Source organism: Pseudomonas sp. 8 R 14, from assembly GCF_900005955.1.
Classification (GTDB): Bacteria; Pseudomonadota; Gammaproteobacteria; order Pseudomonadales; family Pseudomonadaceae; genus Aquipseudomonas; species Aquipseudomonas marginalis.
The window spans coordinates 87,329-108,754 of the sequence record NZ_CVTH01000086.1; the positions used below are offsets into that span (position 1 = coordinate 87,329).

At 63.5% G+C, this 21,426-nt stretch carries 16 protein-coding genes; 6 read left to right on the plus strand and 10 right to left on the minus strand.

The genetic code is table 11. The features are described from left to right. Nucleotide 1: 1 nt before the first annotated feature. From BFQ01_RS25450 to BFQ01_RS25495, 10 genes are all read right to left on the minus strand, one after another. The gene (locus BFQ01_RS25450; RefSeq protein ID WP_065927394.1) at nt 2–3,325 is read right to left on the minus strand and encodes an SMEK domain-containing protein; all 3,324 of its coding nucleotides are present in this window, start codon (nt 3,323–3,325) and stop codon (nt 2–4) included. A 135-nt stretch (nt 3,326–3,460) separates the two neighbouring features. Further along, nucleotides 3,461–4,663, minus strand: coding sequence for a dipeptidase (locus BFQ01_RS25455; RefSeq protein ID WP_065927395.1), 1,203 nt, complete (start codon nt 4,661–4,663; stop codon nt 3,461–3,463). 2 nt (nt 4,664–4,665) lie between these two features. Then, on the minus strand, nt 4,666–6,954 hold the full coding sequence (locus BFQ01_RS25460; protein WP_065927396.1) for a TonB-dependent receptor: 2,289 nt from the start codon (nt 6,952–6,954) through the stop codon (nt 4,666–4,668). Between the two features lie 26 nt (nt 6,955–6,980). Continuing rightward, nucleotides 6,981–8,015 (minus strand): ABC transporter substrate-binding protein, encoded by a 1,035-nt coding sequence (locus BFQ01_RS25465; RefSeq protein WP_065927397.1) that lies wholly within the window; start codon nt 8,013–8,015, stop codon nt 6,981–6,983. Then, nucleotides 8,012–9,214: a cystathionine beta-lyase gene (gene metC / locus BFQ01_RS25470; protein ID WP_141691309.1), complete on the minus strand. Its 1,203-nt coding sequence runs from the start codon at nt 9,212–9,214 to the stop codon at nt 8,012–8,014. Before metC ends, BFQ01_RS25465 begins: the two co-directional genes overlap by 4 nt. Beyond that, a complete protein-coding gene (locus BFQ01_RS25475) occupies nt 9,211–9,888 on the minus strand; it encodes an amino acid ABC transporter permease (RefSeq protein WP_065927398.1) in 678 nt (225 codons plus the stop codon). The genes metC and BFQ01_RS25475 overlap by 4 nt, the downstream gene beginning before the upstream one ends. Then, a complete protein-coding gene (locus tag BFQ01_RS25480; protein WP_065927399.1) occupies nt 9,878–10,621 on the minus strand; it encodes an amino acid ABC transporter permease in 744 nt (247 codons plus the stop codon). Before BFQ01_RS25480 ends, BFQ01_RS25475 begins: the two co-directional genes overlap by 11 nt. Continuing rightward, nucleotides 10,614–11,411: a transporter substrate-binding domain-containing protein gene (locus BFQ01_RS25485; RefSeq protein WP_065927400.1), complete on the minus strand. Its 798-nt coding sequence runs from the start codon at nt 11,409–11,411 to the stop codon at nt 10,614–10,616. The genes BFQ01_RS25480 and BFQ01_RS25485 overlap by 8 nt, the downstream gene beginning before the upstream one ends. A 98-nt stretch (nt 11,412–11,509) precedes the next feature. Continuing rightward, complete coding sequence (locus BFQ01_RS25490) at nt 11,510–12,169, minus strand: class II aldolase/adducin family protein (RefSeq protein WP_065927401.1); 660 nt, start codon at nt 12,167–12,169, stop codon at nt 11,510–11,512. An 18-nt stretch (nt 12,170–12,187) separates the two neighbouring features. After that, a complete protein-coding gene (locus BFQ01_RS25495; protein WP_083244942.1) occupies nt 12,188–14,872 on the minus strand; it encodes a TonB-dependent receptor in 2,685 nt (894 codons plus the stop codon). 400 nt (nt 14,873–15,272) lie between these two features. Between BFQ01_RS25495 and BFQ01_RS25500 the strand changes: the two genes are divergently transcribed. The 6 genes from BFQ01_RS25500 (at nt 15,273) to BFQ01_RS25525 (ending at nt 21,406) form a co-directional block, all read left to right on the plus strand. Beyond that, nucleotides 15,273–16,283, plus strand: a complete 1,011-nt coding sequence (locus BFQ01_RS25500; RefSeq protein ID WP_027606696.1) for a ScbA/BarX family gamma-butyrolactone biosynthesis protein — start codon at nt 15,273–15,275, stop codon at nt 16,281–16,283. Further along, nucleotides 16,280–16,957, plus strand: a complete 678-nt coding sequence (locus BFQ01_RS25505; RefSeq protein WP_065927402.1) for an HAD family hydrolase — start codon at nt 16,280–16,282, stop codon at nt 16,955–16,957. The genes BFQ01_RS25500 and BFQ01_RS25505 overlap by 4 nt, the downstream gene beginning before the upstream one ends. Beyond that, the gene (locus tag BFQ01_RS25510) at nt 16,957–18,174 is read left to right on the plus strand and encodes a cytochrome P450 (protein WP_141691310.1); all 1,218 of its coding nucleotides are present in this window, start codon (nt 16,957–16,959) and stop codon (nt 18,172–18,174) included. Before BFQ01_RS25505 ends, BFQ01_RS25510 begins: the two co-directional genes overlap by 1 nt. A gap of 14 nt (nt 18,175–18,188) precedes the next feature. Continuing rightward, a complete protein-coding gene (locus tag BFQ01_RS25515) occupies nt 18,189–19,736 on the plus strand; it encodes an MFS transporter (protein ID WP_065927403.1) in 1,548 nt (515 codons plus the stop codon). 228 nt (nt 19,737–19,964) lie between these two features. After that, the gene (locus tag BFQ01_RS25520) at nt 19,965–20,474 is read left to right on the plus strand and encodes a sigma-70 family RNA polymerase sigma factor (RefSeq protein ID WP_065927404.1); all 510 of its coding nucleotides are present in this window, start codon (nt 19,965–19,967) and stop codon (nt 20,472–20,474) included. Next, entirely contained in the window at nt 20,471–21,406 is a 936-nt protein-coding gene (locus tag BFQ01_RS25525) for a FecR family protein (RefSeq protein WP_065927405.1), read from the plus strand. Before BFQ01_RS25520 ends, BFQ01_RS25525 begins: the two co-directional genes overlap by 4 nt. The last annotated feature ends 20 nt before the right edge of the window (nt 21,407–21,426 follow it).

The window sequence follows — 21,426 nt, forward strand, 5'->3', positions numbered from 1 at the left end:
GTTATTCCTCTGCCTGTTCGACTAGCGAGAGCGTTGTTTCATTCACGACAACGTGTTCTGTGTCAGTGACGCGTATCAGAAGGGTGTCGTCGGCACCCACAATGAGCTCACAGTTATCAAACACCTCCATTTGAATTGGGCAGCCTTTGGAGAACCAGTAACGGACCAAGGCGGTATTCAAACATTCATTCAGTTCCGGGAATTCAAGGCGGTGTCTGATGAGTAGGAACAGTTGTTCAAGGTTGTCCAGGAGCTGTTGTGAGTCCTTGAGCCCTATGCCAACGGCTGCAAGATAGGTAGCCTTAAAAAGGCAAGCGCACCGGCTTGCTCCCGTGGTCCGTGCCGTTAAATGTTCGGAAAACCGGGCCAGGCATGCTTCTGCGACAGACAGCCCATGCATGCCTTCACGCAGTGACAGCAGGGCACGCGTAAAGTACTCGATGATATTTCCAGCATCGCTGAGCAGCGGGTAGATCGAAAACAGCTTGTCACAGATGACGAGAAAACTAGTCGGGTCCCCGTTTTCCACACACAGTTCCAATGCTTGGCCCCACACCACCAGGCTCGATTGCAGAGCTTCAATTGAATACGGTGCGTTGACGTCGGCCCTGAGTACGGATGCAAGCGCTATGGCGGCAGGTACTTTTTTTTGCGACAGATACGCCGCTTGAACATAGAAAGTCATTTCCCTGCTCATGGTGAGGGCAGGGCCAGGGGCAATGACTTTAGCCAGGGAACGCTCTAAAACCGGCTTTAGCTCCAATACCGGCAGTGGCATGGCGAGTTTGGTGAAGGCAAACATGATATCCACCATCGCCCGCGTCATGCGCACGTGATCGGCCTGATTCAACCCAGGAAGATCAATGCCTTTCTTGATCTGCGCGGTGAGGGCAGGCAGAAAACGCACGGCGAGCGGTATGATTTCACACTTGATCGCACGGTTGTCTTCATCAGCCGTTGACAGGTCATTCGCGATTTTTAAGTAGAGCATTGCCAATAAGGCATTGACGTCGGGAGACATACCAAAATGCTCCTGAACAAGCCGGGTAGACTCCAGCACCTCAGCCAACCTATCCGGATCACGCTCCTCCATTGCCCCTCGTGTGACGATGTCGATGGTGTCGACCCAGAACAGCTCAAATCTGTCATTTGGGTACTGTTTGAATTCGTTGAGGAACTGCGCGGCCTCAACGTTGACTGACCGCGCTAGCTCATCATTGATCTCTTTGGATGACGGGTCAGTGATCAAATGTGTATGCGCTTTGTGCAGTCTGTAACCCACCTCCTGATCCGTCGGAAAACGTTGTGCCAACGTCGCTAGCAACGCGTATGCCTGCTGGGTATGTTGAGGCGCAGATTTTTCAGTGCCGAGCTTGATCATTGCGTTGTAAAGCAAGCGCGCCAGCATGTACGGTGCCGATTTGTTTGGGGCTGGAGACTTGCAGGCGACCGAGGTAAGCATCGATAACAAACGCAAATAACCAGGGATATTAGTGGTGGTTTTTTTCAACGCATCAAGGGTTTGAAGCAGGTTGTGAGGGTTGATGGACCACGCCGATGTCAGGATGGCTTCAAGTGAAGGATCGGTCAGCACCGGCAACCCGCTGGGTCGCCTGGAGGCCTGGGCGAAAGGCATTTGAGTGCGCCACAGTTCATCGATAAAGAATTCACCGATAAGGTCCGGTTGCAGGACGCCTCTGGGAGGGCATTCTTCCAAGGCCCGTTTGATCGTAGGCGCCAATTGGTCGCTGGAAATCAGGGTAGCCAAATCTTTCCACAGCTGTAGTTGTTGGCTGTTCAACTGTTCGAATAGCTGCTCGTCGGACCTCAGTTCTCCAACGGTCGGCAAGCGAAACTTCTGGGATGAGTCGTCCTTGATAAGGAGGTACTTTTTTTCTTCCCCATCGAGCTGAACCACTATTTGATGATTCTCTTGAAGAATGTCCAGTCCGCGAGTCAGTGTTGCCAGTGCGATTAGTTGGACCAGTCCTGGAAATTGTTGTTGATCGGCGCACTTGGTTTCCCAATGACGCGCCTCGCGGTCCAGTACCGGTAGCAGCAGCTCCCGCAGGGCGGGGACTTGAGTTTCATGGGGCGCTCGGCTGAAAGCCCCTGCAATCAGTGCAATCAGCAAAGGTCGGCCCTCGCTGACCTGCTTGACTTGTGACCAGAATGGCGAGGAGGGTGGCGGCAGGGATTCCACTACCTCCGGTGCGCCTGCCTGCAACCATGTGCGTAACAGCGCAGTGGTATGTGTGTTCAGCGCATTTAATTCAAGCGGCGCTCGATAACAATGGTTTCTGATTAAAGTCGCGTTGAGACTTTCACCACCGACCAGCTCGTTCCACCAGTCAGCACTACCGTTGGCCTCGCGCTCCAGCAGCAAAACACGCAGTTTCGTCGTCCGGCTTTCGCTCAGAGCGCAGCAATTGTTCAATAGTGACTTGAGAGCCTTAGCGTCTCGCGCCGCATAGTCGAAAATCAACAGGGTGGGGCGTTGCAACTGTTGCAGTTGCTCAACCTTCGGGAGATTCTTTGCGTCGGTAAATCCGCAATACCAGACGTCCCGATATTTGAGCTCCAACTCATGGGCCAGGCGCGTCTTGCCAATACCGGCGGGACCACATAGCGTCCACCACCTGAATAGCGCTGGGTCCGCCATAAAGACACCCAGCGCATCTAAGTCAGCACTACGCCCCAGCAGCGGAATCTTGCGTTCCGCAAAAAACAGCCAGCGAGGTGTAAACGGGGCACTTTCTGCCAGTGAAGTTTCCGTTCTGATCAGCCATGTCGGCCGCTGTGCGGGGTCTTCGGACAGCCGATAGCTTTTGAGCAGTTCCAACACGGCCCGGACTTTGGCGGGCTCAAGCTTGGCGACTTTCTTGAGCAGGTCCTTGTAGTCGAGCACATCCTTCTTGCCGTTGAAGGTCAATCGGCTGCCCGTCACTTTATCAATGGAGGCCTGTTTGTAGCTGCGCTGCTTGTCGGTCAAAACATAGACGATGACCCGTTTGTAGGTGTCGTCCAGATCGTGTTTCAGGAACGTCTCCAGCGTGCCCTTTACCTTTTCAAGGTCGGTGGTACCGGTGACCTGGATACCGATGTGTTCGACGTCGTCCCCCAGATCAATGGCCGGGAAGCCCTCTTCCTCTTCATTCAGATTACGCAGGTCAGGCCAGCCCATGATGGTCTGGAACAGCGGAAGCACTATTTTCTCTGCGATCCGATGGATGTCGAACAGGCTCATTGCGGCGCTGGACTCGACACTTCTCACCAGCCAGACAAATTCCTCTCTGACCTCAAGCAGCAACTTCTGGTGATCCATAGAACGCCTTCATCCTTGAAAAATAGGGTGTGTTTCGACTCTGTAAGCGAGGCGAATCTACCGTTATCACACGTTGCTCTCAAGTCGTAGGACGAAGGCGGCTTTTTCCAAGAGGTTGGATACCCGCGCGTTGAACTATGGTCGCTTCTGATCCTGCGCCGCCTGCAACACCCGCAACAAATTCCCACTCCAGATATTCGCCACCTGGTGCTCGCTATACCCGGCATCCAGCAACCGCTGGGTAATCACCGGCAACTGGCTCACATCGTCCAGCCCGCTTACGCCACCGCCGCCGTCCCAGTCGGCGCCGATACCGACGTGGTCCGGGCCGGCCACTTCCAGCAGGTGCAACAGGTGCTTCATGAACACGTCGAGGCTGGCTTTGGGTTGGGCGAAGCGTTGGTTGAGGGTGTCGCGTTCCTGATAGAGCGCCTTGACCTGTTCCGGGCTGAGGGCGGCGAGGTTGTGGAAGCGTGCGCCGAGCGCGGCCATGGCTTTGTTGCGATCCGGGTTGGGCGTGAGGGGGATCAGGTAGTCGCTGTAGGCGTTGACCTGGATCACCCCGCCCTTGGCCGCCAGTTGGCGCACGCGGTTGTCGTCGAGGTTGCGCGGGTGCGGGTTGACCGCGCGGCTGCTGGAGTGGGAGGCGATGAGCGGGGCGCTGGACAACGCCAGCATCTGGTCGAACACCGCGTCGCTGGCGTGGGACACGTCGAGCAGGATGCCCAGGCGGTTGGCCCGTTGCACCAGGTCGCGGCCCTTGGGGCTCAGGCCTTTCCATTCCGGCAGCGCGGTGGCCGAGTCGGCCAGGTCGTTGTTCATGAAATGCACCAGGCCGAGCATGCGCAGGCCTTGGCGGTAGTAGGTGTTGAGCAACTCGGGATCGGAGCTGAGTGGATCGGCGTTTTCCATGCTGATAAACACCACGCGCTTGCCTTGGGCCGCAATACGCCGGGCGTCGGCGGCGGTCAGGGCCAGGGCGAAGCTGTCGGGGTTGCGGTCGATCACATCGCGGATGCGGGTGAGGGTGGCCAGGCCATAGGCGCTGGCGTAGGCGCGGCCTTCCTCGGTGCGTGGGCCCTGGGGGGTGTAGACGGCGAAGAAACCCCCATCCAGGCCGCCTTCGCGCATGCGCGGCAGGTCGACCTGGCTGCCGTCCTGGCGGTAGTCGTGGCGCTCGAGGATGTTCCAGCCGGGGCGGGTCAGGGTCAGCGGCGTGTCCAGGTGGCTGTCCAGTACCAGCAGGCGTTGGTGCAGGGCCAGGGTGGCGGGGCTGACGGCGGTGTCGGCGTGGGCCAACAGTGGCAGCAAGGCGAGCAGCAGCAGGCGCTTGTTCATGTTCAGAACTCCATGCTCAAGGTGCTTTGGAAGGTGCGCGGCGAACCCGGGCGGAACACGGCGGGGCCGCTGGTGCTGGTGAGGATGTAGCCGAGGTAATCCTTGTCGAACAGGTTGTCGACATTGAAGCGCACCTTCACATTCTTCAGTGGGCCGTAGTGCAGGCGCTCGCCCCCCAGATCCAGATAGGCGTTGTACAGGGTGTAGCCGGGCACCGATTCACTGTTGGTGAAGTTGCTGTAGCGCTCGCCGATATAGCGTGCCGAAAAGTTCAGCAGTGCCCATGGCGCCAGCTCATAGGTAACCCCGGCCTGGGCCAGCCAGCGCGGGCTGTCGGGCACCTCGTTGCCTTTGATCGAAAGGCCGCCGGCGTCGTTCCGGAACGTGGAGGTGTTGTAGGTCAGGTTGCCGTTGAGCACCACCTTGTCGGCCAGGACCGGGGGTTTCCATTGCCCGCTCAGCTCGGTGCCGTAGGCCTGCACCTTGCCGACGTTCTGGTAGTACGTTTCCACCTGGCTGCTGCCGGGCACGGCTGAGGCGAAGGCTTGCAGGCGGTTATCGAAGTCGGTGCGGTACAGCGCCCAGGCCGCGTTGAAGGTCGGGCGGTTGATGCGATAGCCCACCTCGTAGTTCTTCGCCCGCTCCGCCTCCGGTGGCGGCGCGCTGGGGCTGGCCGCGCGGAAGATGTCGTCGGCGCCACGGGGCAGGGCCATGTTTTCCGAATAGGAAGCAAATACCTGGGTGTCATCGGTGAGGTTGTAGACCAGCCCGGCCTGGGGCAGGAAGGCGTCGTTCCACTGGGTGGCCAGGCGCGGCTGGCGGTCGTTGATGTAGTCGCCGGCGTTGCGATAGCCCTCGATGCGGTACTTGAGGTGCAGGCTCTTGAAGCCGAACTGCAGGCGCAGGCGGTCGTCGAGCAGGGTCCAGGTGTCCTTGAGGTGGTACTGCAACGAATTGCGCGTAGAGCTGAAATCCCCTTGCAGGTGCACCGGCTCATTGAACAGCGGCTCGCCGGCCGGGCTGCCGTCGGTGAGGTTGTAGCGCGCCTGCTGGCGGTTGAACACATCGGTCTCGGCCCACACCCCGGTGTCGATCTGGTGCTGGCCGATGTCCCATTGCAGCCCGGTGCGCCCGCCGAAGCGGTGGCCGCTGAGGGACGACAAACCGTATTGCACGCCCCGTGGGGCAAACAGGCCATCCACCGTGTTTTCGGCATTGTGCAGCGCCAGGGAGGTGGCGTAGGCCTCCGGGGACACGCCAAAGCCTTTCTTGGCCTCGTAGTAGAGGGTGGTGTAGTTGAGCAGGTCCGGGCGGATCTCGAACTGGCCGCCCAGGCTGTACAAGGTGTCGCGGCGCTGGTTCACCGCCTGTTTGTAGAACTGGTTGTAGTTGGTGTTGCTGTAGCGCACGCCGGGCACGCTCTCGGGTAAGTCGGGCAGGCTGCCGAGGTAGGCGAAGTAACGGCCCGAGCGACCGAACGGGTCATTGGCGCTGCCGTCGTACTGGGCGCTGCTCACGTAGGGCGAGTCGTAGTCGTAGAACGCGTTGTGCACGGCGCGCAGCCACACCTCGTCACGTTCACCGAAGCGATAGCGCACCTTGGCTTCCAGGTGTTCACGGTCGATGGTGCCGGGGCCGCGCCATAGGTCGCCGTCGATTTTCGAGCGGCTGAAATACGCCGACAGGCCCTGGTACTCGCCGCTTTGCAGCTTGACGAAACTGCGCCGCAGGCTGTCGCTGCCGAGGGTGTAGGACAGGCTGGCGCCCGGCTCGAGGGTGGGGTTGCTGGTCTGGTAATCCACATACGGGCCCAGGGACGCATAGCCCGATTGCGACACGTCGCCCGCGCCGGTGGAGGCGGTGACCCGCTCGGTGTTTTCATTGTCGACGTAGCGATAGATCGGGCTGCCGCCGAACTGATCGGTACGTCCCAGGGGCACACCGTCGATGGAAAAGCCGATCTGCTGCAGGTTGAAGGCACGCACGAACACCGAGTTGCCGAACTCATACAGGCCCAGCGCATCGTTGACCTGCACGTTGAAACCGGGCAGCGCCTCGAGCATTTTCAGCCCCGAAGTGCCGGCCGGCGCCGACAGCAACGCCTGGTGCGAGATGCTCAGGGTATTGCTGATCTTGTCTTCGCCAATGGCGGCGCTGGCTTCAGTCACGCGGGCACCGACCACCTCGACTTTGCTCAGTCGGGGTTCGGTGGAATCGGCGGCCTGCGCCGCCCAACTTGAATCGGCGACCAACAGGCTGGCCAGCAGGGTCTTGCGGTACTGAGCAATCATTGTCTGTCCTTGGCAAGGGTGTGGCGTTAAAGCCCGGTGTGGGCTTGGGCGAGAAACTCGGGCTGGGCCCACTCGTGCACGCTGAAGTCGTTCTGCAGGAAGCCGCGTTGCACCAGGAAGTCCTTCTTCAGTTCCAGGGCCGCCAGGTTCTGCGGCGCCAGGTTCGGCACAAAATCCAGCTCGGCAATGGCGCGGCGGATAAACCCGGCGTCCGGCAGGAAGGTCACGCGGGTGAACAGCTCGGCGGCGGCATCGCGGTGCTGGTTGATCCAGCGCCCGGCGCGGATCGCGGCGCGCAGGAACGCCACCAACACCTGGGGATGCTCTTCGGCAAAGGCGCGGTTGACGGTGGTGGCGTAGGGGCCGTTGTGGTTTTTCAGGGTCCAGTCCGGGTAGCGTTCCAGGTCTTCGATTACCGTGAATTCACCGCTGGCGAGCAGTGCCGGCACATGCCCGGCGGCGACATGCAGCGCGTCCACACGGCCTTCGGCCAGGGCCTGCACCTCATGCCCGGGTTGGCCATGCAGCCCATGCAGTTGCGACCAGAACGCCGAAGGCCGCACCGCCGGCAGCAAGGTCTGCGGATCACCTTCATCCTCCAGCTCGATCAGGCGCACTTGCGACGGCTCCAGCCCGGCCAGTTGCAGGGCATTGAACAGGCCATGTTCGGCCAGCGCCTTGAGCACATCGACCCGCGCCTTGTTGCGGCTCACCGGTACGCCGATGCGCTTGCCGAACAGGTCGGCGACCTGGCGGATACGCCCCTCGGCACGCACAAGGATCTGCCCGGCGCGTTGGGTGGCGGTGCTGGCCACCAGCAACGTATCGGCCTGGTCGGCGCGCGCCCACAAGGCCGGCACCGCGCCGCCGTCGCGAATCAAGCGGGCTTCGCCATGGGTGAAGTGCGGCAGCCAACCGAGGTTGTCGGGCAGTGAGCGCAGGTAGATCGCGTCGGCGCCGACGCGTTGGTATTCCTCGTCCAGCCAACCGAGTTCAACGGCAATATTGGACGCAACCAGCAGCGGGCAAATGCTGTAGTGGGTGGGCAGTGCTTGGCTCATGGCAGACTCCTTGGGGAATGGGGGGTGGTGCTCAGGCGTTCGAGGCCTTGTTGCAGGTCGGCGAGCAGGTCCTCGACGGCTTCAAGGCCTACGTGCAGGCGCAGCAACACGCCTGGTTCAATCAGTGCTGAAGGGTGGCGCTGCTGTTGGCGAATCAGACTCTCGAAACCGCCCCAGCTGGCGCCCATGGCGAACAACTGCAGGCTTTCCAGGAAGGCGTTGGTTTGGGGCTCGAAATGCGGCTTGAGGACCACGCCGAACAGCCCGGTGGAGCCGAGGAAATCGCGCTTGAACAAGTCGTGCCCGATGGCCCCCGGCAGCGCCGGGTGCAGCACCTGGGCCACTTCGGGACGCTGTTGCAGCCACTGCGCGACGGTGAGCGCCGAGCGCTGGTGCTGGCGCAGGCGTACACCCAGGGTGCGCAGGCCACGCAGGCCCAGGTAGGCGTCGTCGGCGCTGGCGATATAGCCCAGTTGGCGGACGGTCTCGCGCACCGTCGAATACAGGGTTTCAGTGGTGACGATCACGCCGAGCATGGCGTCGCTATGGCCCACCAGGTACTTGGTGGCGGCATGAATCGAGATGTCCACGCCGTGGGCGAACGCCTTGAAGAACAGCGGCGTGGCCCAGGTGTTGTCGAGCATCAGCAGTGCGCCGTGGGCATGGGCGACGCGGGCCAGGGCGGGAATGTCCTGGACCTCGAAGGTGCTGGAACCGGGTGCTTCGGCGTACACCAGGCGCGTATTCGGGCGCAGCAAGCCGGCGATGTCGGCACCGAGCATCGGCGCGAAGTACGTGGCCTCAATGCCATAGCGCGGCAGGATCTGGTCGAACACCTGGCGCGCATGCCAATAGCAATTGTCGGTCACCAGGATATGGTCGCCGGCCCGCGCCACGGCCAGCACCGCGCCGACAATCGCCGCCAGGCCGCTGGGCATGATCAGCCCGCGAAAGCCGCCTTCCAGCTGCGCCACGGCGTCTTCGAACGCGGCGGTGGTGGGGTTGCCGTTACGGCCGTAGATATGCCCGCGATAGTGCGGGTCGGCGGCCTGTTGCAGGTGGTTTTCGAGGGTACCGGTGTCGGGCCAGATAAAGGTCGAGCTGCGATACACCGGGGTGTTGACGCTGCCTTCGTGGCTGGCGGGGTCGCGTCCCAACCGGGTCAGCAGGGTATCGTCATGCATGGGGTCAGTGCTCATGTGCGCTCCAGCCGTTTGGCCAGGCAGGAGAGGGGGTAGATGTAGACAAAGAAGGCGATGAACACCAAGCCGTAGGCGGGCAGCAGCAGGTCGTTGCGCAGTTGGGTGGACAGGTGCGATTGCACGGTGGTCATCAGCTCTTCCACCCCCAGCAGATTGGCCAGGGAGGTGGACATGGTCACCGCGCAATACAGGTTCATCCACGGCGCCACCAGGCTGGGCAGGGTCTGCGGGATGATCACGTGGCGCAGCGCCTGGCCGTGATGCATGCCCAGGGCCCGGGCGGCTTCCCATTGCCCCAGCGGCACCGCGCGTACGGCGCCGCGCACGATCTCCGAGACATAGCCGACAGCGGGCAGGGCCAGGCCCAGCGCGACCTTGAGCCAATCCGGCAATTGCCACCAGCGCCCGGCCCAATGCACTTCATAGGGCAACAGGTAGGCCACGTAGAACATCACCACCAGCCACGGCAGGTTGCGCAGCAGGCGGCTCAGATGCCCGGCACCACGACGCAGGCGCGGCCGGGCGCTGACCTGCAGGCTGCCGAGCACGACACCGGCCAGCGTGGCTACCAGCATCGCGGTGACGCCCATGAGGATATTCAGGCCGAAGCCTTGCAGCAGCGCCGGCGCCCACTGCCACAACAGCGCGGGCCAGGACGGTTCAGGCAGCATCGGGCAACTCCTGGCCAGGCAGGCGCAGGTGATGTTCCAGGCGGCGCAGCAGCCAACTGCTGGCGCCGATCAGCAGCAACCAGACCAGCAACAGCACCTGCATCATCTCGGCGACGTTGAAGTTGTCCGACCAGATCCGATTGCTCGCATAGAGCAATTCCGGCACCGCAATCGCGTAGGCAATCGAGGTCGACTTGATGGTTTGCACCACCGTATTGCCCATGGCCGGCAGGCTGTTGCGCAGCGCCAGCGGCAGCACGATATGGCGCAGTACCGTGGCGCCCTGCATGCCGAGGGCGGCGGCCGCGTCGAGGGTGGCGCGGGGCACGGCATCGATCCCGGCGCGCAGGTTCTGCGCCTGGAACGCACCGTTGTGCAGGGCAATCACGATGATCGCCCATTGCGTGCCGTTGAGCAGCCGCACGCTGCCGTCGTCCACCAGCGGCAGCCAGGCGCCGACGCCGAAGTAGAAAAAAAACAGCTGCACCAACAGCGGCGTGTTGCGAAACAACGCGACGTACGCCGCGCTCAACTGGCGCCACGGCAAGCGGCGCGAACCCAGGCCGGCAGCGCCCCACACGCCGATCACCAGGGACAGGGCAATACTCGCCACCGACAGCAACAGTGTCAGGCCCAGGCCGAGCAGGAAGCGCTGGCGGTCCATCGGGTCCCACAGGATGCTCAGCGACAGGCCATGCTGTTCCAGCCACAGGCGCAGGTTGGCCTCACTCATGGCTGGCCCGCGCATGCTGCTGCGCTACCCAGGCATTCGGCGCCAGGCCGTAGCGCTGTTCCAGGCCGATGATCACGCCCTGGGCATGCCAGCCTTCGACAATACTCGACACCGCTGCCAACAACGCCGGCTGGCCCTTGCGCAAAGCAATGCCCCACGGCGCCGGATCCTGGCCCGGCAGCTTGACCTCGTAATCGGCCCATTCCGGCTGGCGCGCCAGGGCGCTGTACAACGCATCGTCACCCATCGCCCCCAGGCAACGGCTGTCGGCCACCGCCTTGCGCACTTCGGCCGTGCCGTTGAACGAGGCGAACTGCACGCCGTAGCGCGTTTCAAAGGGGCGCACCCACACACTGGTGGCGGGCGCACACAGGGTCTTGCCGCGCAGGCTTTGCCAGTCCGGCACGGCGGTGCTTTTCGGCGCAAACACCGTGGCGGCCGAGCTGTAGAAACCGGGGCTGGCGAAATCCACTTCGCGCCGCCGTGCGGGGGTGTCGAGCAGGGACGTGACCAGCACTTCACAACGGCCCTGTTCGAGAAACAGCAAGCGGTTGAGCGGATTGACTTGCACAAGTTGCAGCTTGAGCGGCTGGCCGACCTTGGCAGACAACTGGCGTTGCAGGTCGACGATCAGGTCCAGGATCAACCCGCCGGGCTTGCCTTGGGCATCGAAGGTCTTGAAGGGGGGGAATTCGTCGCTGGTGCAGACGTTGAGGGTGCCACGGGATTGGGCCCGTTCCAGCAGGGGGGCGGCGTGGGCGTGGAGCGCGCCGAATGCAAAAATAACCAACAGCGCCCGCTGCCAAAGTGACCTGTCGTAAGGGCCGGAGGCAAGTCGAATCGTCGCACCGCCCCTTCCACTTTTATCAGGGCAACGAGTGAGCGCACTCATGTCGCACTCCAGCCCAGGCGCGACCGCTGCGCCGCGCCGCTGGGAAAGGGCTGCGGCGTACCGAGCTGCTGCGCCAGGAAGGTCAGGTAGGCCGCTTCTTCCAGGTTCACCAACAACCGCGTCGCCGCCAGCACGTCCCGCTCCGACCACGCAAACGGCCCGTGATTGGCCAGCAACGCCGCTGGCGCACGCGGATGTTCGCGTAACGCCGCCACCACCGGCTCCGGCGCATACCGCGGCCCCCACGCCGTCAGCGGCACCTCCTGGTCTTCATCCAGAATCCCCAGCAACTGCGTGGCATGGGGGCGCAACGCTCGGCCGGCAATCGCGAAGGCGGTGAGATACGGCGAGTGCGTGTGAATCACCGCATTCACCGAGGGCCGCTCGCGGTAGATCGCCACGTGCAGCGCCGCCACTTCCTTGAGGTTGTCGGTGAGGCTGCCCTGGCTGTGTTGCAGGTCGAAATCGACAATCGCCGCCACGCCACTGTCGGCGCCGCTGAGCGAGGCGATCACCAGCCGTGCTTCGCCGGGAATACGCAGGCTGATATTGCCCGCCTCATTGCTCGACAACACCTGGTGCTTGATCAGCAGTTGCTTGGCCAGGGCAAAGTCGTGTTCGAACACTTGGGTAAAACGCACAGGATCAAAGCTCATGGGAACTCCTTGGTTGAGTCAGAAGCGGTAGTCGGCTTTCACGTAGTAGAAGGCGCCTTCGGCACCGGCCGGGGAGATGCTCTGGTAGGCCACGCGCCCGCCGACAAAGCGGTTGGCCACGTCGATCTTGTCCGGGTAGCTGTCGAAAATATTGTTGCCGCCCAGGGTCAGGGTGAGCGCCTGGCTGATGTCGTAGGACAGGCTGGCGTTGCTCACCCATTGCGCCGAAAAGGTCTGGTCGCGGGCTTCGCCGAGGTTGGAATCGAGGGTGTAGGTGCCGTAGCGAATCGTGTTGACGCTCGCCTGCCAGGCACCCTTGCGCCAGTCGGCACCGAGGATCAGCTTGCTGTTGGGCGAGGCGCTTTCCACATAGCTCAGGGCTTCGCGATTGATCAGGGTGATGCCGGTGCCGGCCAGCGGGCCGGGGTTGTCCTTGATGTCGGTGACCTGGGTCTTGCTGTAGTTGAAGGCGCCGTTGAGGGTCAACTGGCTGGCGTCGGCCAGGTCCAGGCGATAGTGGGCGGCGAGGTCCACGCCGCTGGTCTTGGTGTCGAGTGCGTTGGTGAAAAAGCTCACCCCGGAGTAGTTGCCATAGCCTTGGTTGGCGAGGATCTGGCTGACCTGGGGGCCGCTGAGGGTTTCCGACAGGGCAATGCGGTCCTTGATGCGGATGTGGTACGCATCGAGGCTGACACTTGCACGCTCGAGCGGCTGCCAGACCACGCCGAGGGACAGGCTGGTGGATTTTTCCGGCTTCAGGTCACTGGCGCCCAAGGCGCGGGCGACCGGGGTGTTCACGCTGACGGTGCCGACCTGGTAGGCGGTGGGGTCGCCGGCCTTGAACTCGGTCTGGGTCGCCGAGGTGCCGATCTGCCCCAGGGTGGGCGCGCGGTAGCCGCTGCTCAGGGTCGAGCGCAGGCCCCACTGCGGGGTGAAGTCGTAGCGCGCGGAGAACTTGCCGGTGCTGGTGGTGCCGAAATCGTCGTAGTGCTCGCTGCGCCCGGCCAGGCCCAGTTGCAGTTTGTCGGTGACTTGCTGCTCCAGGCCCAGGTAGCCGCCGAACACATGGCGGGCATAACGGCCTTCGTCGCTGTCCTGGGTGCCGGGGAAGCCCTGGGCGCCGCCGGCACGGGCGGGCAGGGCGCTGCCGTGGGTCCAGGAGGCGAGGTCGCCGGCGATCACTTCATAGGCTTCGTTGCGCCACGCCAGGCCGCTGGAGAACACCAGCGGGCCTGCGCCCCAGCCGACCTTGAGTTCCTTGATGTGGTCCAGCCCGACGTTGGTTTGCTCATTGACCAGCGCCCCGGCATTGAAGCTCGTCGGGCTCGCGGCGCCGAGGCTGGCGTTGAGCGAATCGCTGAGGTGATAGTCGATGCGGTTGCGCCCGTAGTTGGCACTGAGGTCAAAGCTGCCAAGTTGCTCATCGCGAATCTTCACGCCGCCGGTGACCGAGGCATCCCGCGAGCGCACGTCGAGCAGTGGCAGGAAACCGTTGGGGTACACGGCCACCAGGTTGTTGGGGTCGATGGGGCGGCGAAAGGTTGCCTGGGATTCGCCGGTACGGTCCTGGTAGGTGGCGAAGCCGTACAGGTCGACCGTGTCGCTCAGGGACAGGCCGCTGTTCAGCGCCAGGTTCCAGTCTTCAAGGCCCGGCGAGCCGTAGCGCCAATGGCGGTCGGCATCCGCTTCACGGGCGTCGCCGCTGGGGTAGAACTGCCGGCCATCGGTGCCGCCGGTGGAGGTGCGTTCGCTGCGCAGGCCTTCGCCACTGAGGGTGAGGAAGCCATCGCCGGGCAAGGTGAAACCGCTCCAGCCCCCCACCGACCGGCGAAAGCCATCGCCCTTGGTGTACTGGCCGAAGGTGCTTTGCACGGCGCCGCCGTGGTCCTGCTCCTTGAGCACGATATTGACCACCCCGGCAATCGCATCCGAGCCGTATTGGGCCGAGGCGCCATCGCGCAGCACTTCGATATGGTCGACGGCGCTGACGGGAATCGTCGACAAGTCCACCGCCTGTGAGCCACGCCCCAGGGTGGCCTTGGTGTTGACGAACGCCGAGGCATGCCGACGCTTGCCATTGACCAGCACCAGCACCTGGTCGGCGGCCAACCCACGTAACGACACCGGCCGCTGCGACGACACGCCATCGGTGCCGTTGACCTGCGGGTAGTTCACCGACGGCACCAGGGTTTCCAGGGCCTTGGCCAGGTTATCGGTGCCGGCGCGCTGCAGTTGCTCGCTGCTGATCACATCCACGGGGGCCGCGCTTTGCAGTGCGGTGACGTCGCTGCGCCGGGTGCCGATCACCTCCACGGATTTCAGGCGTGGCGCCAGCGGTTGGCTGTTGGCCGCCGCTGCAGGGTCGGCCAGTCGATGGATCAATACCGCACCGCTGGCCGTCTGGCTGAAGCCCAACGGGGAGCCGCCCAAGGCAATGCCCAGCGCCTGTTCCTGGCTCAGTCGGCCCTGGATCGCGCGGCTCCCACGGCCTTCCACCAGCGGCGGGTCGAAGGCGATAGGGTGGCCGCTTTGCTGGGAGATGCTCAGCAGCACCTCATCCAGGGGGCCTGCGGGGATATTGAAGTCAATCACCCGTTGTACCGACGCCGCGTCGTTTTGCGCCAACGCCAGGCTTGGCAGCGTCAGCCCGCCCATGGCCAATGCACACGCCAAAGGCGCCAGGGTGAATCCTGTTTTCAACATGTGAATCTGCTCCGGGTCGTGATGTTCTTTACGACCTTGAGCAACTTCGCGTGTGGATTTTCACTACTAAGTTAGAACGATTAGTTGGGTGTCTAGATGATTTAGTTGCGCTTATAAGCTTCGATCAAATGGGTCTAAGTGCGCAGTGAAAATATAAGGGACTATCTGCACAAGGGTACTGACAGCCAGAACGGGTTGTCCGCGCAAAGCATACAACGTTCACCGCGATGAACGTGTACGGCGGTCTGCACGCTTACGGAGAAGCTCATCAGGAGACAGATACCCATGTCTGAAGTGCAAGTTCTACAGGTTCATGTCCAACGACCTGGCCGTTCGGTCAGTTGTGGCGAAAAAACGTTTCAGCTTAGCCTTCTCGCGGTAATCAAAGGAGGAGATTGCTATGTCTGAAGCCCTGGCTATTCGTTGCGAAAACACCGTGCCGCGCAGCATGGTGCACCGTGCCGCCGTCAGCGAAGTGTTCCTGACCGGCGCGGAATTGGTAAAGGAAGGACACTTTCGCTGCAGCGCCCAACTACCGCGTACCCACAGTTACTTCAGTGAACATACCCACCGCGCCGCACACTACGACATGCTGTTATTGCTGGAAGTATTCCGCCAGGCGTCAATTTATATTTCCCATGCGTTCCTCGACGTCAGCGCCCAGGACAAGTTTATCTACCTGGACAGTGTGACCCGCGTGACCGACCGGAGTTTATTGGTGGTGGGGGATCGTCCGGCATCCGCCGAGATCGATGTCTACGTGGTGGATGAATACCTGCGCCACGGCGAGCGCAGTGGCGTGACCCTGAACATGTCCCTGAGCATCAATGGCGAAGTGGCTGCACGCCACGAACGCATGAGCATTCGCTGGATGAGCGGCGCGGCCTGGAACAAGATGCGTGCCCGTGGCCTGGCGGCGATTCCCGCCAACGCCGACCCATTGGCACAGTTGCCGCCACCCTTGAGTCCATCCGCCGTAGGGCGTCACTGGCTGAACAATGTGGTGCTCGGCCGTGAACTGGAGCAGGGCGCCGCGACGCTGGTGGCGCCGCTGATCGTCGACCTGAACAACCCGGCGATCTTCGACCACCCCCTCGACCATATCCCCGGCATGCTGTTGCTCGAAGGCTTCCGCCAAGTGGCGCTGGTGGCGGCGGACCGGCAGTTGCAGGTGGGCCCCGAGCAGTTGCTGTTATCCCGCTGCCATGTGGTGTTCACCCGCTTCGGTGAGTTTGGTTTGCCAACCCAGGTCCGTGCGGACCTGACCTCCCTGGCCCGCGACGAACACGGTCGCATCACCCTGGCGCTGGAGGTCGAGCAGGGCGGCGCGGTGATTGCCACCGCTGAGCTGGAGTTGCTGCCGCTGGTCGCCAGCCAACCCTTGGCCCTGGTGGCGGGAGGTGTGCGATGAGCGACCTGCAATTTATCTGGTTCGATTTCGGTGGCGTGCTGTCGCCGCCGATTCCGGCGCTGTTCGAGCAATACCAGGTCAAGACCGGCCTGGCTCCACACGTGCTGCAACAGGCCATGGGCGATGTGGCCGATGAGTTGGGCGTGCCCATGCTCGCGCCGGTGGAGAGTGCCTTGCTCACCGAGCGCGAGTGGGGCGAGCGCCTGGCGCAGGCCCTGCGTCGCCGTGACCCGCAGGTCGATTTATCCCGCGCTCACCTGCACACCTTCGGCGCGCAATGGTTCGCCGGGGTGCCGGCCAATGCGCCGCTGGTGGCCGCCGTGCGCGCACTCAAGCGTTCCGGTTTTCGCGTCGGCATCCTCACCAACAACGTGGTGGAGTGGGAGCGGCATTGGCGGGCGATGGTGGGCCTGGATGAGGTGGTGGACCTGATCGTCGATTCCAGCCAGGAGCGCAGCCGCAAGCCGGAGCCGGCGTTCTTCCAGGTGGCGACCGCGCGCTCGGGCGTCGCGCCGCAGCACAGCCTGTTGATCGACGACGTCGCGGAAAACATCGAAGCCGCCGCCGCGCTTGGCTGGCAAGTGCTGCACTTCATCGACAACCACCAGGCGCTCGCCCAGCTGCAGCGCCTCACCGCTGTCAGCCTGTTGCAACCTGCCGTGGAGCCTGCCTGATGAATATCGCCGTGATCGCCAGACCCGAGGTCACCGTGGCACGCATCCCGCAGTTGGATGCACCGCCGGCCTATCAACCCGCCAGCCCCGCCAATGGCCTGCCGAGGATTCTGCTGCCCAGCGGCCACCTGGCCTTTCACCTGACCCGTTACGAACACGTGCAGGCGTTGCTGCTGGATAACCGCGCGATACGCGCGCCGTGCAACGAAGAAGACGGCGCGAGCTTTTTGCCGACCATCACGCCGCCTGAACTGCTGCTCAACAATGACATCCCCGACCATGGTCGCCTGCGCAAGGTGGTGGCCCGGGACTTCAGCCCCAGTGGCGTGGCGTTGCTGCGCGACAAGGTGGAACACGCCACCCATGAACGCCTCGATGTATTGCAGCACCAGGCGCCCGGTGCCGATCTGTTTGCCCATGTGCTTGACCACATCCCCGCCACCGTGGATTGCCAGTTGCTCGGCATCCCCTTGAGTGACCGTGAGTATTACCGGCCCCTCAGCCACACCGTGCAGGTGGCGTCGGACGCCGATGTGCCGGAGCTGCTGAACCAGTTCTGGGGTGTGTACAACTACCTGACAGACCTGGTCACCGGTGCGCGGCCCACCGATCCCGATGGGCTGATCCAGCGCTTCGTCGCGACCCGTGCCGACAGCGAGCCGCCGCTCAACGACAAGGAGCTGGTGGGCATCCTCCTGGGGGTATTGATCGGCGGCGACCAGAACATCCTCACGGTGCTGACCAAATCGGTGTACACCCTGTTGGCGGCCCCTGAGCTGTGGCAGCAATTGGTCGACGATCCGGCGCTGATCCCGGAGGCGGTCGAAGAACTGCTGCGCCTGATTCCCCTGGGCACCATCTCGACCTTCCCGCGCCTGGCCAGCGTCGACCTGGAAGGGCCGTGGGGGCTGATTCCCGCAGGCAGCATCATTTACGCCGATGCGTTTGCCGCCAACCGTGATCCGGCGGCGTTCCCCGAGCCCCTGGCGATCCGCCTGGACCGCAAGGGTGCGCGGCATTTGCAGTTCGGCTACGGCATGCACAACTGCATGGGTGCCGCCCTGGCGCGCCTGGAAATCACCACGGTGTTGCAGATCCTCGTGCAGCGCTTCCCGAACCTGCGCCTGGCGGTGCCGGCGGACCAGGTGCCCTGGGTCGACGGCATCATCCTGCGCCGTCCTGCCCGCTTGCCGGTGCACGGCTTCACTTCAACCTGACCTTGGAAGGACCCATGAAAACGACCTTTGCCGATACGGCTCTACTGACCATCATCCTGCTGGCGATCTTCGTCGTGCCCAGTTCCATCTCGGGTACGGCGCTCGCGTTGCCGGCCATCGGCGCCGACATCCAGGCGCCGTTGACCAGCCTGCAATGGGTGGTCAATGCGTTCAACCTGGCGTTTGCCTGCTTCACCCTGGCGTGGGGCGCGCTGGCGGATCGGCTCGGGCGCAAACGCTGTTTTGTCGCCGGCGCTTCGCTGTACGTGGTGGCCTCGGTGCTGTCCGCCGTGGCCGAGAGTGCCTGGCTGCTGGATGCGGCGCGGGGGCTGGCGGGCATCGGGGCGGCGGCGATCTTTTCCTGTGGCATCGCGATTTTGTCCACCCACTTCAGCGGCCCGGCGCGGCTGCGCGCGTTTGCCCTGTTCGGCACCGTTGCCGGCCTGGGCGTGAGCCTGGGCCCGACCTTGTCCGGCCTGCTGCTGGACAGCGTCGGCTGGCGCGCGATTTTCTGGGCCCATGGGGTGACCCTGGTGATCGTGCTGCTGGGCAGCCCGTTGATTACCCGCGATGGCGTGCTGGCTGAACACACCGCGCGCTTCGATGTGCCGGGTGCGACGCTGTTTGTGCTGGCATTGTTGGCGCTGATGGTGGCGATTGTGCAGGGCTCGCAATGGGGCTGGAGCAGCCGCGGTGTACTCGGCCTGGTGGCGGTCGCCGTGGTGCTGTTGGCGGTGTTTACCTGGCAGGAGCGTCGCCACCTGCAGCCAATGCTCGACCTGTCGCTGCTGGCGCGCGGGCCCTTTGTCGGCCTGGCGCTGGTCACCGTGGCGGCGTCGTTCGGCTTTGTGACCTTGCTCACGTACCTGCCGAGCTACCTGTTCGGCGTGCTGCAATTGAGCGCGACCCATGCGGGCCTGGCGATGTTGCTGCTGACGGTGCCGATGCTGTTTTGCCCGATCCTGGCGGGCAAGTGGGCGGCACGCGGGGTGTCGGCGATCGGCATTCTCAAGGCCAGCCTGATTGCGTTGTTGGTCGGTGTGGTGGCGTTGGCGCTGGTCAGCCAGGTCGGTGTGGCGCTGTGGCAACTGGCAGTGCCGCTGTTGCTGGTGGGCATCGGCATGGGCCTGTCGGCCGGGCTGGTGGATGGCCTGGCGCTCAAGACCGTGCCGGAGCAGAAGGCCGGGATGGCGGCGGGCCTGCTCAACACCTTCCGCCTGGGCAGTGAGGCGATTGCGGTGGCCTTGTATGGCTCGCTGCTGGCGACCTTGCTCGACAGCCAGTTGCGCGGCACGTTGAGCCGCCTGGCGCCCGACCCGGCGACCCTGCAACGCTGGATCGACGACGTCGCCGCCGGCAATCTCACCGGGTCCCTGCAAACCCTGGGCGCGGAGCAGGCGGGGGCGGTGCACAGCCTGTTTATCGGCGGCTATGACAGTGCCTTCCATGGCGTGCTCTGGGCGCTGGCGGTGATCCTGCTGGTGCTGACCGTGGTGGTCACCTGGCTGGTACGCCCATTGCGCGAACAGGAACGCAGCGAGGCGCAACTGGCCACGCACTGAGCCACGCGCCGCATCGCCTGCGACAGCCGCAGGCGGTGCTTTGGCGTGCCCGTAAAAGCGCCGAAGGTTATGCAGAAAATGCAGCTTGATGGCTTTTTTTATTCTTTTATCTGGTGATGCCCCCTGGGGCAAACTGGACTCACCTGCCCGGACGCAGGTCTACCTCAAACCGACAGGCCCACCACCACTTGTCCGCTGGCGTGTGCAGTCCATGAAGATTATGGACCTATGGACCCGAATGCTTTGCTCAAGACCCGCCTTATCGGCCAGATTTTCCAGCAGCACTACAGCTGGTTGTGTGCGCGTTTGTCGTACCGCACCGGTTGCAGCCACAGCGCCGAGGACATCGCCGCCGAGACCTTCCTCAAGGTGTGGATGCTGCCCGACCCCACGGCCATTCGCGAACCGCGCGCGCTGCTGACGACCATCGCCCAGCGCCTGATGTACGAGAGCTGGCGCCGACGCGACCTGGAAAAAGCCTACTTGCAGATCCTGGCCGACGTGCCCGAACACGTGCACCCATCACCCCAGGAACAACTGATTCTGATCGAGAGCCTGTTGGCCATCGACCGGCTGCTGGACGGCCTGTCGGGGCAAGCCAAGGCGGTGTTCGTGCACAGCCAGTTGGACGGCATGACCTACACGCAGATCAGTGAACGCCTGGGCCTGTCCCTGGGGCGCATCCACCAATTGATGACCCAGGCCCTGCGCGCCTGTTACCTGGGGTTGAGCGAGTGAGCAAACAGCCTTTGAACGACCCGGTGGCCGAGGAAGCCATCGGCTGGCTGGTGCAGATCCAGTCCGGCGACTTCAGCCCCGCCCAGCAGCAGGCGCTGGATGAATGGCGGGGCACCTCGGCCCATCATCGCCAGGTATATGCGCAACTGCTCGCCGGTCTCGATCAGCTCAAGGCCTCACCCTGGCGCGGGCGCTCCAGCGCGCAGTTGCTGCGCAGCCTGGAGCAACCCAACAGCCGTCGCGCATTTCTGCGTACCAGTCTGTGTGCGCTGGGACTGGCGGCCGGCGCGGGGTGGGGCTGGCGTTTTGAAGACGCGGGGCAGACCTACGCCACCGGCACGGCCGAGCGTCGCACCTGGCAACTGGCCGATGGCAGCACCCTCAAGCTCAATGCCCGCAGCGAGGTGGTCTCGACGTTGGCCGGGGACGCGCACAGCCTTGAACTGCGCACCGGCGAAATGCTGGTGAACCTGCTGCGTCCGCTGCAGGTCAAGACCCGCGCCGCCCATATCAGTGCCACCACGGGCCGCCTGATGCTGAGTGAACAGGACGGCGCGATGCGCCTGGTCACCCTGGATGCCGACGCGGTGCTGCACTTCGACGGCGGTGCGCAGCAACGGGTGGCCATGCACCAGAGCACGCTGTTCGACCACCAGCGCATCCTCACCCAAGTGCCCATGGCCGCCACCGAAACCGCCTGGCTCGACGGCTGGCTGGTGGTGCGCAACCAGACACTGGCCAGCGTGGTGGAAGCGATCCGGCCCTACCGCAAGGGCATCGTGCGCCTGGATGCCGCGGTGGCGCAGCTGCGCGTGAGTGGCCGGTTCCCGCTGGATGATGCGCGCCAGACCCTGGAGGCCTTGGAGCAAAGCTTGCCGATCAGGGTGACGCAGTGGGGTGGGGTGCTGGTGTTGATCGGGGCGCGGGCCTAGGGGCCGGTCAGGCGCATGGA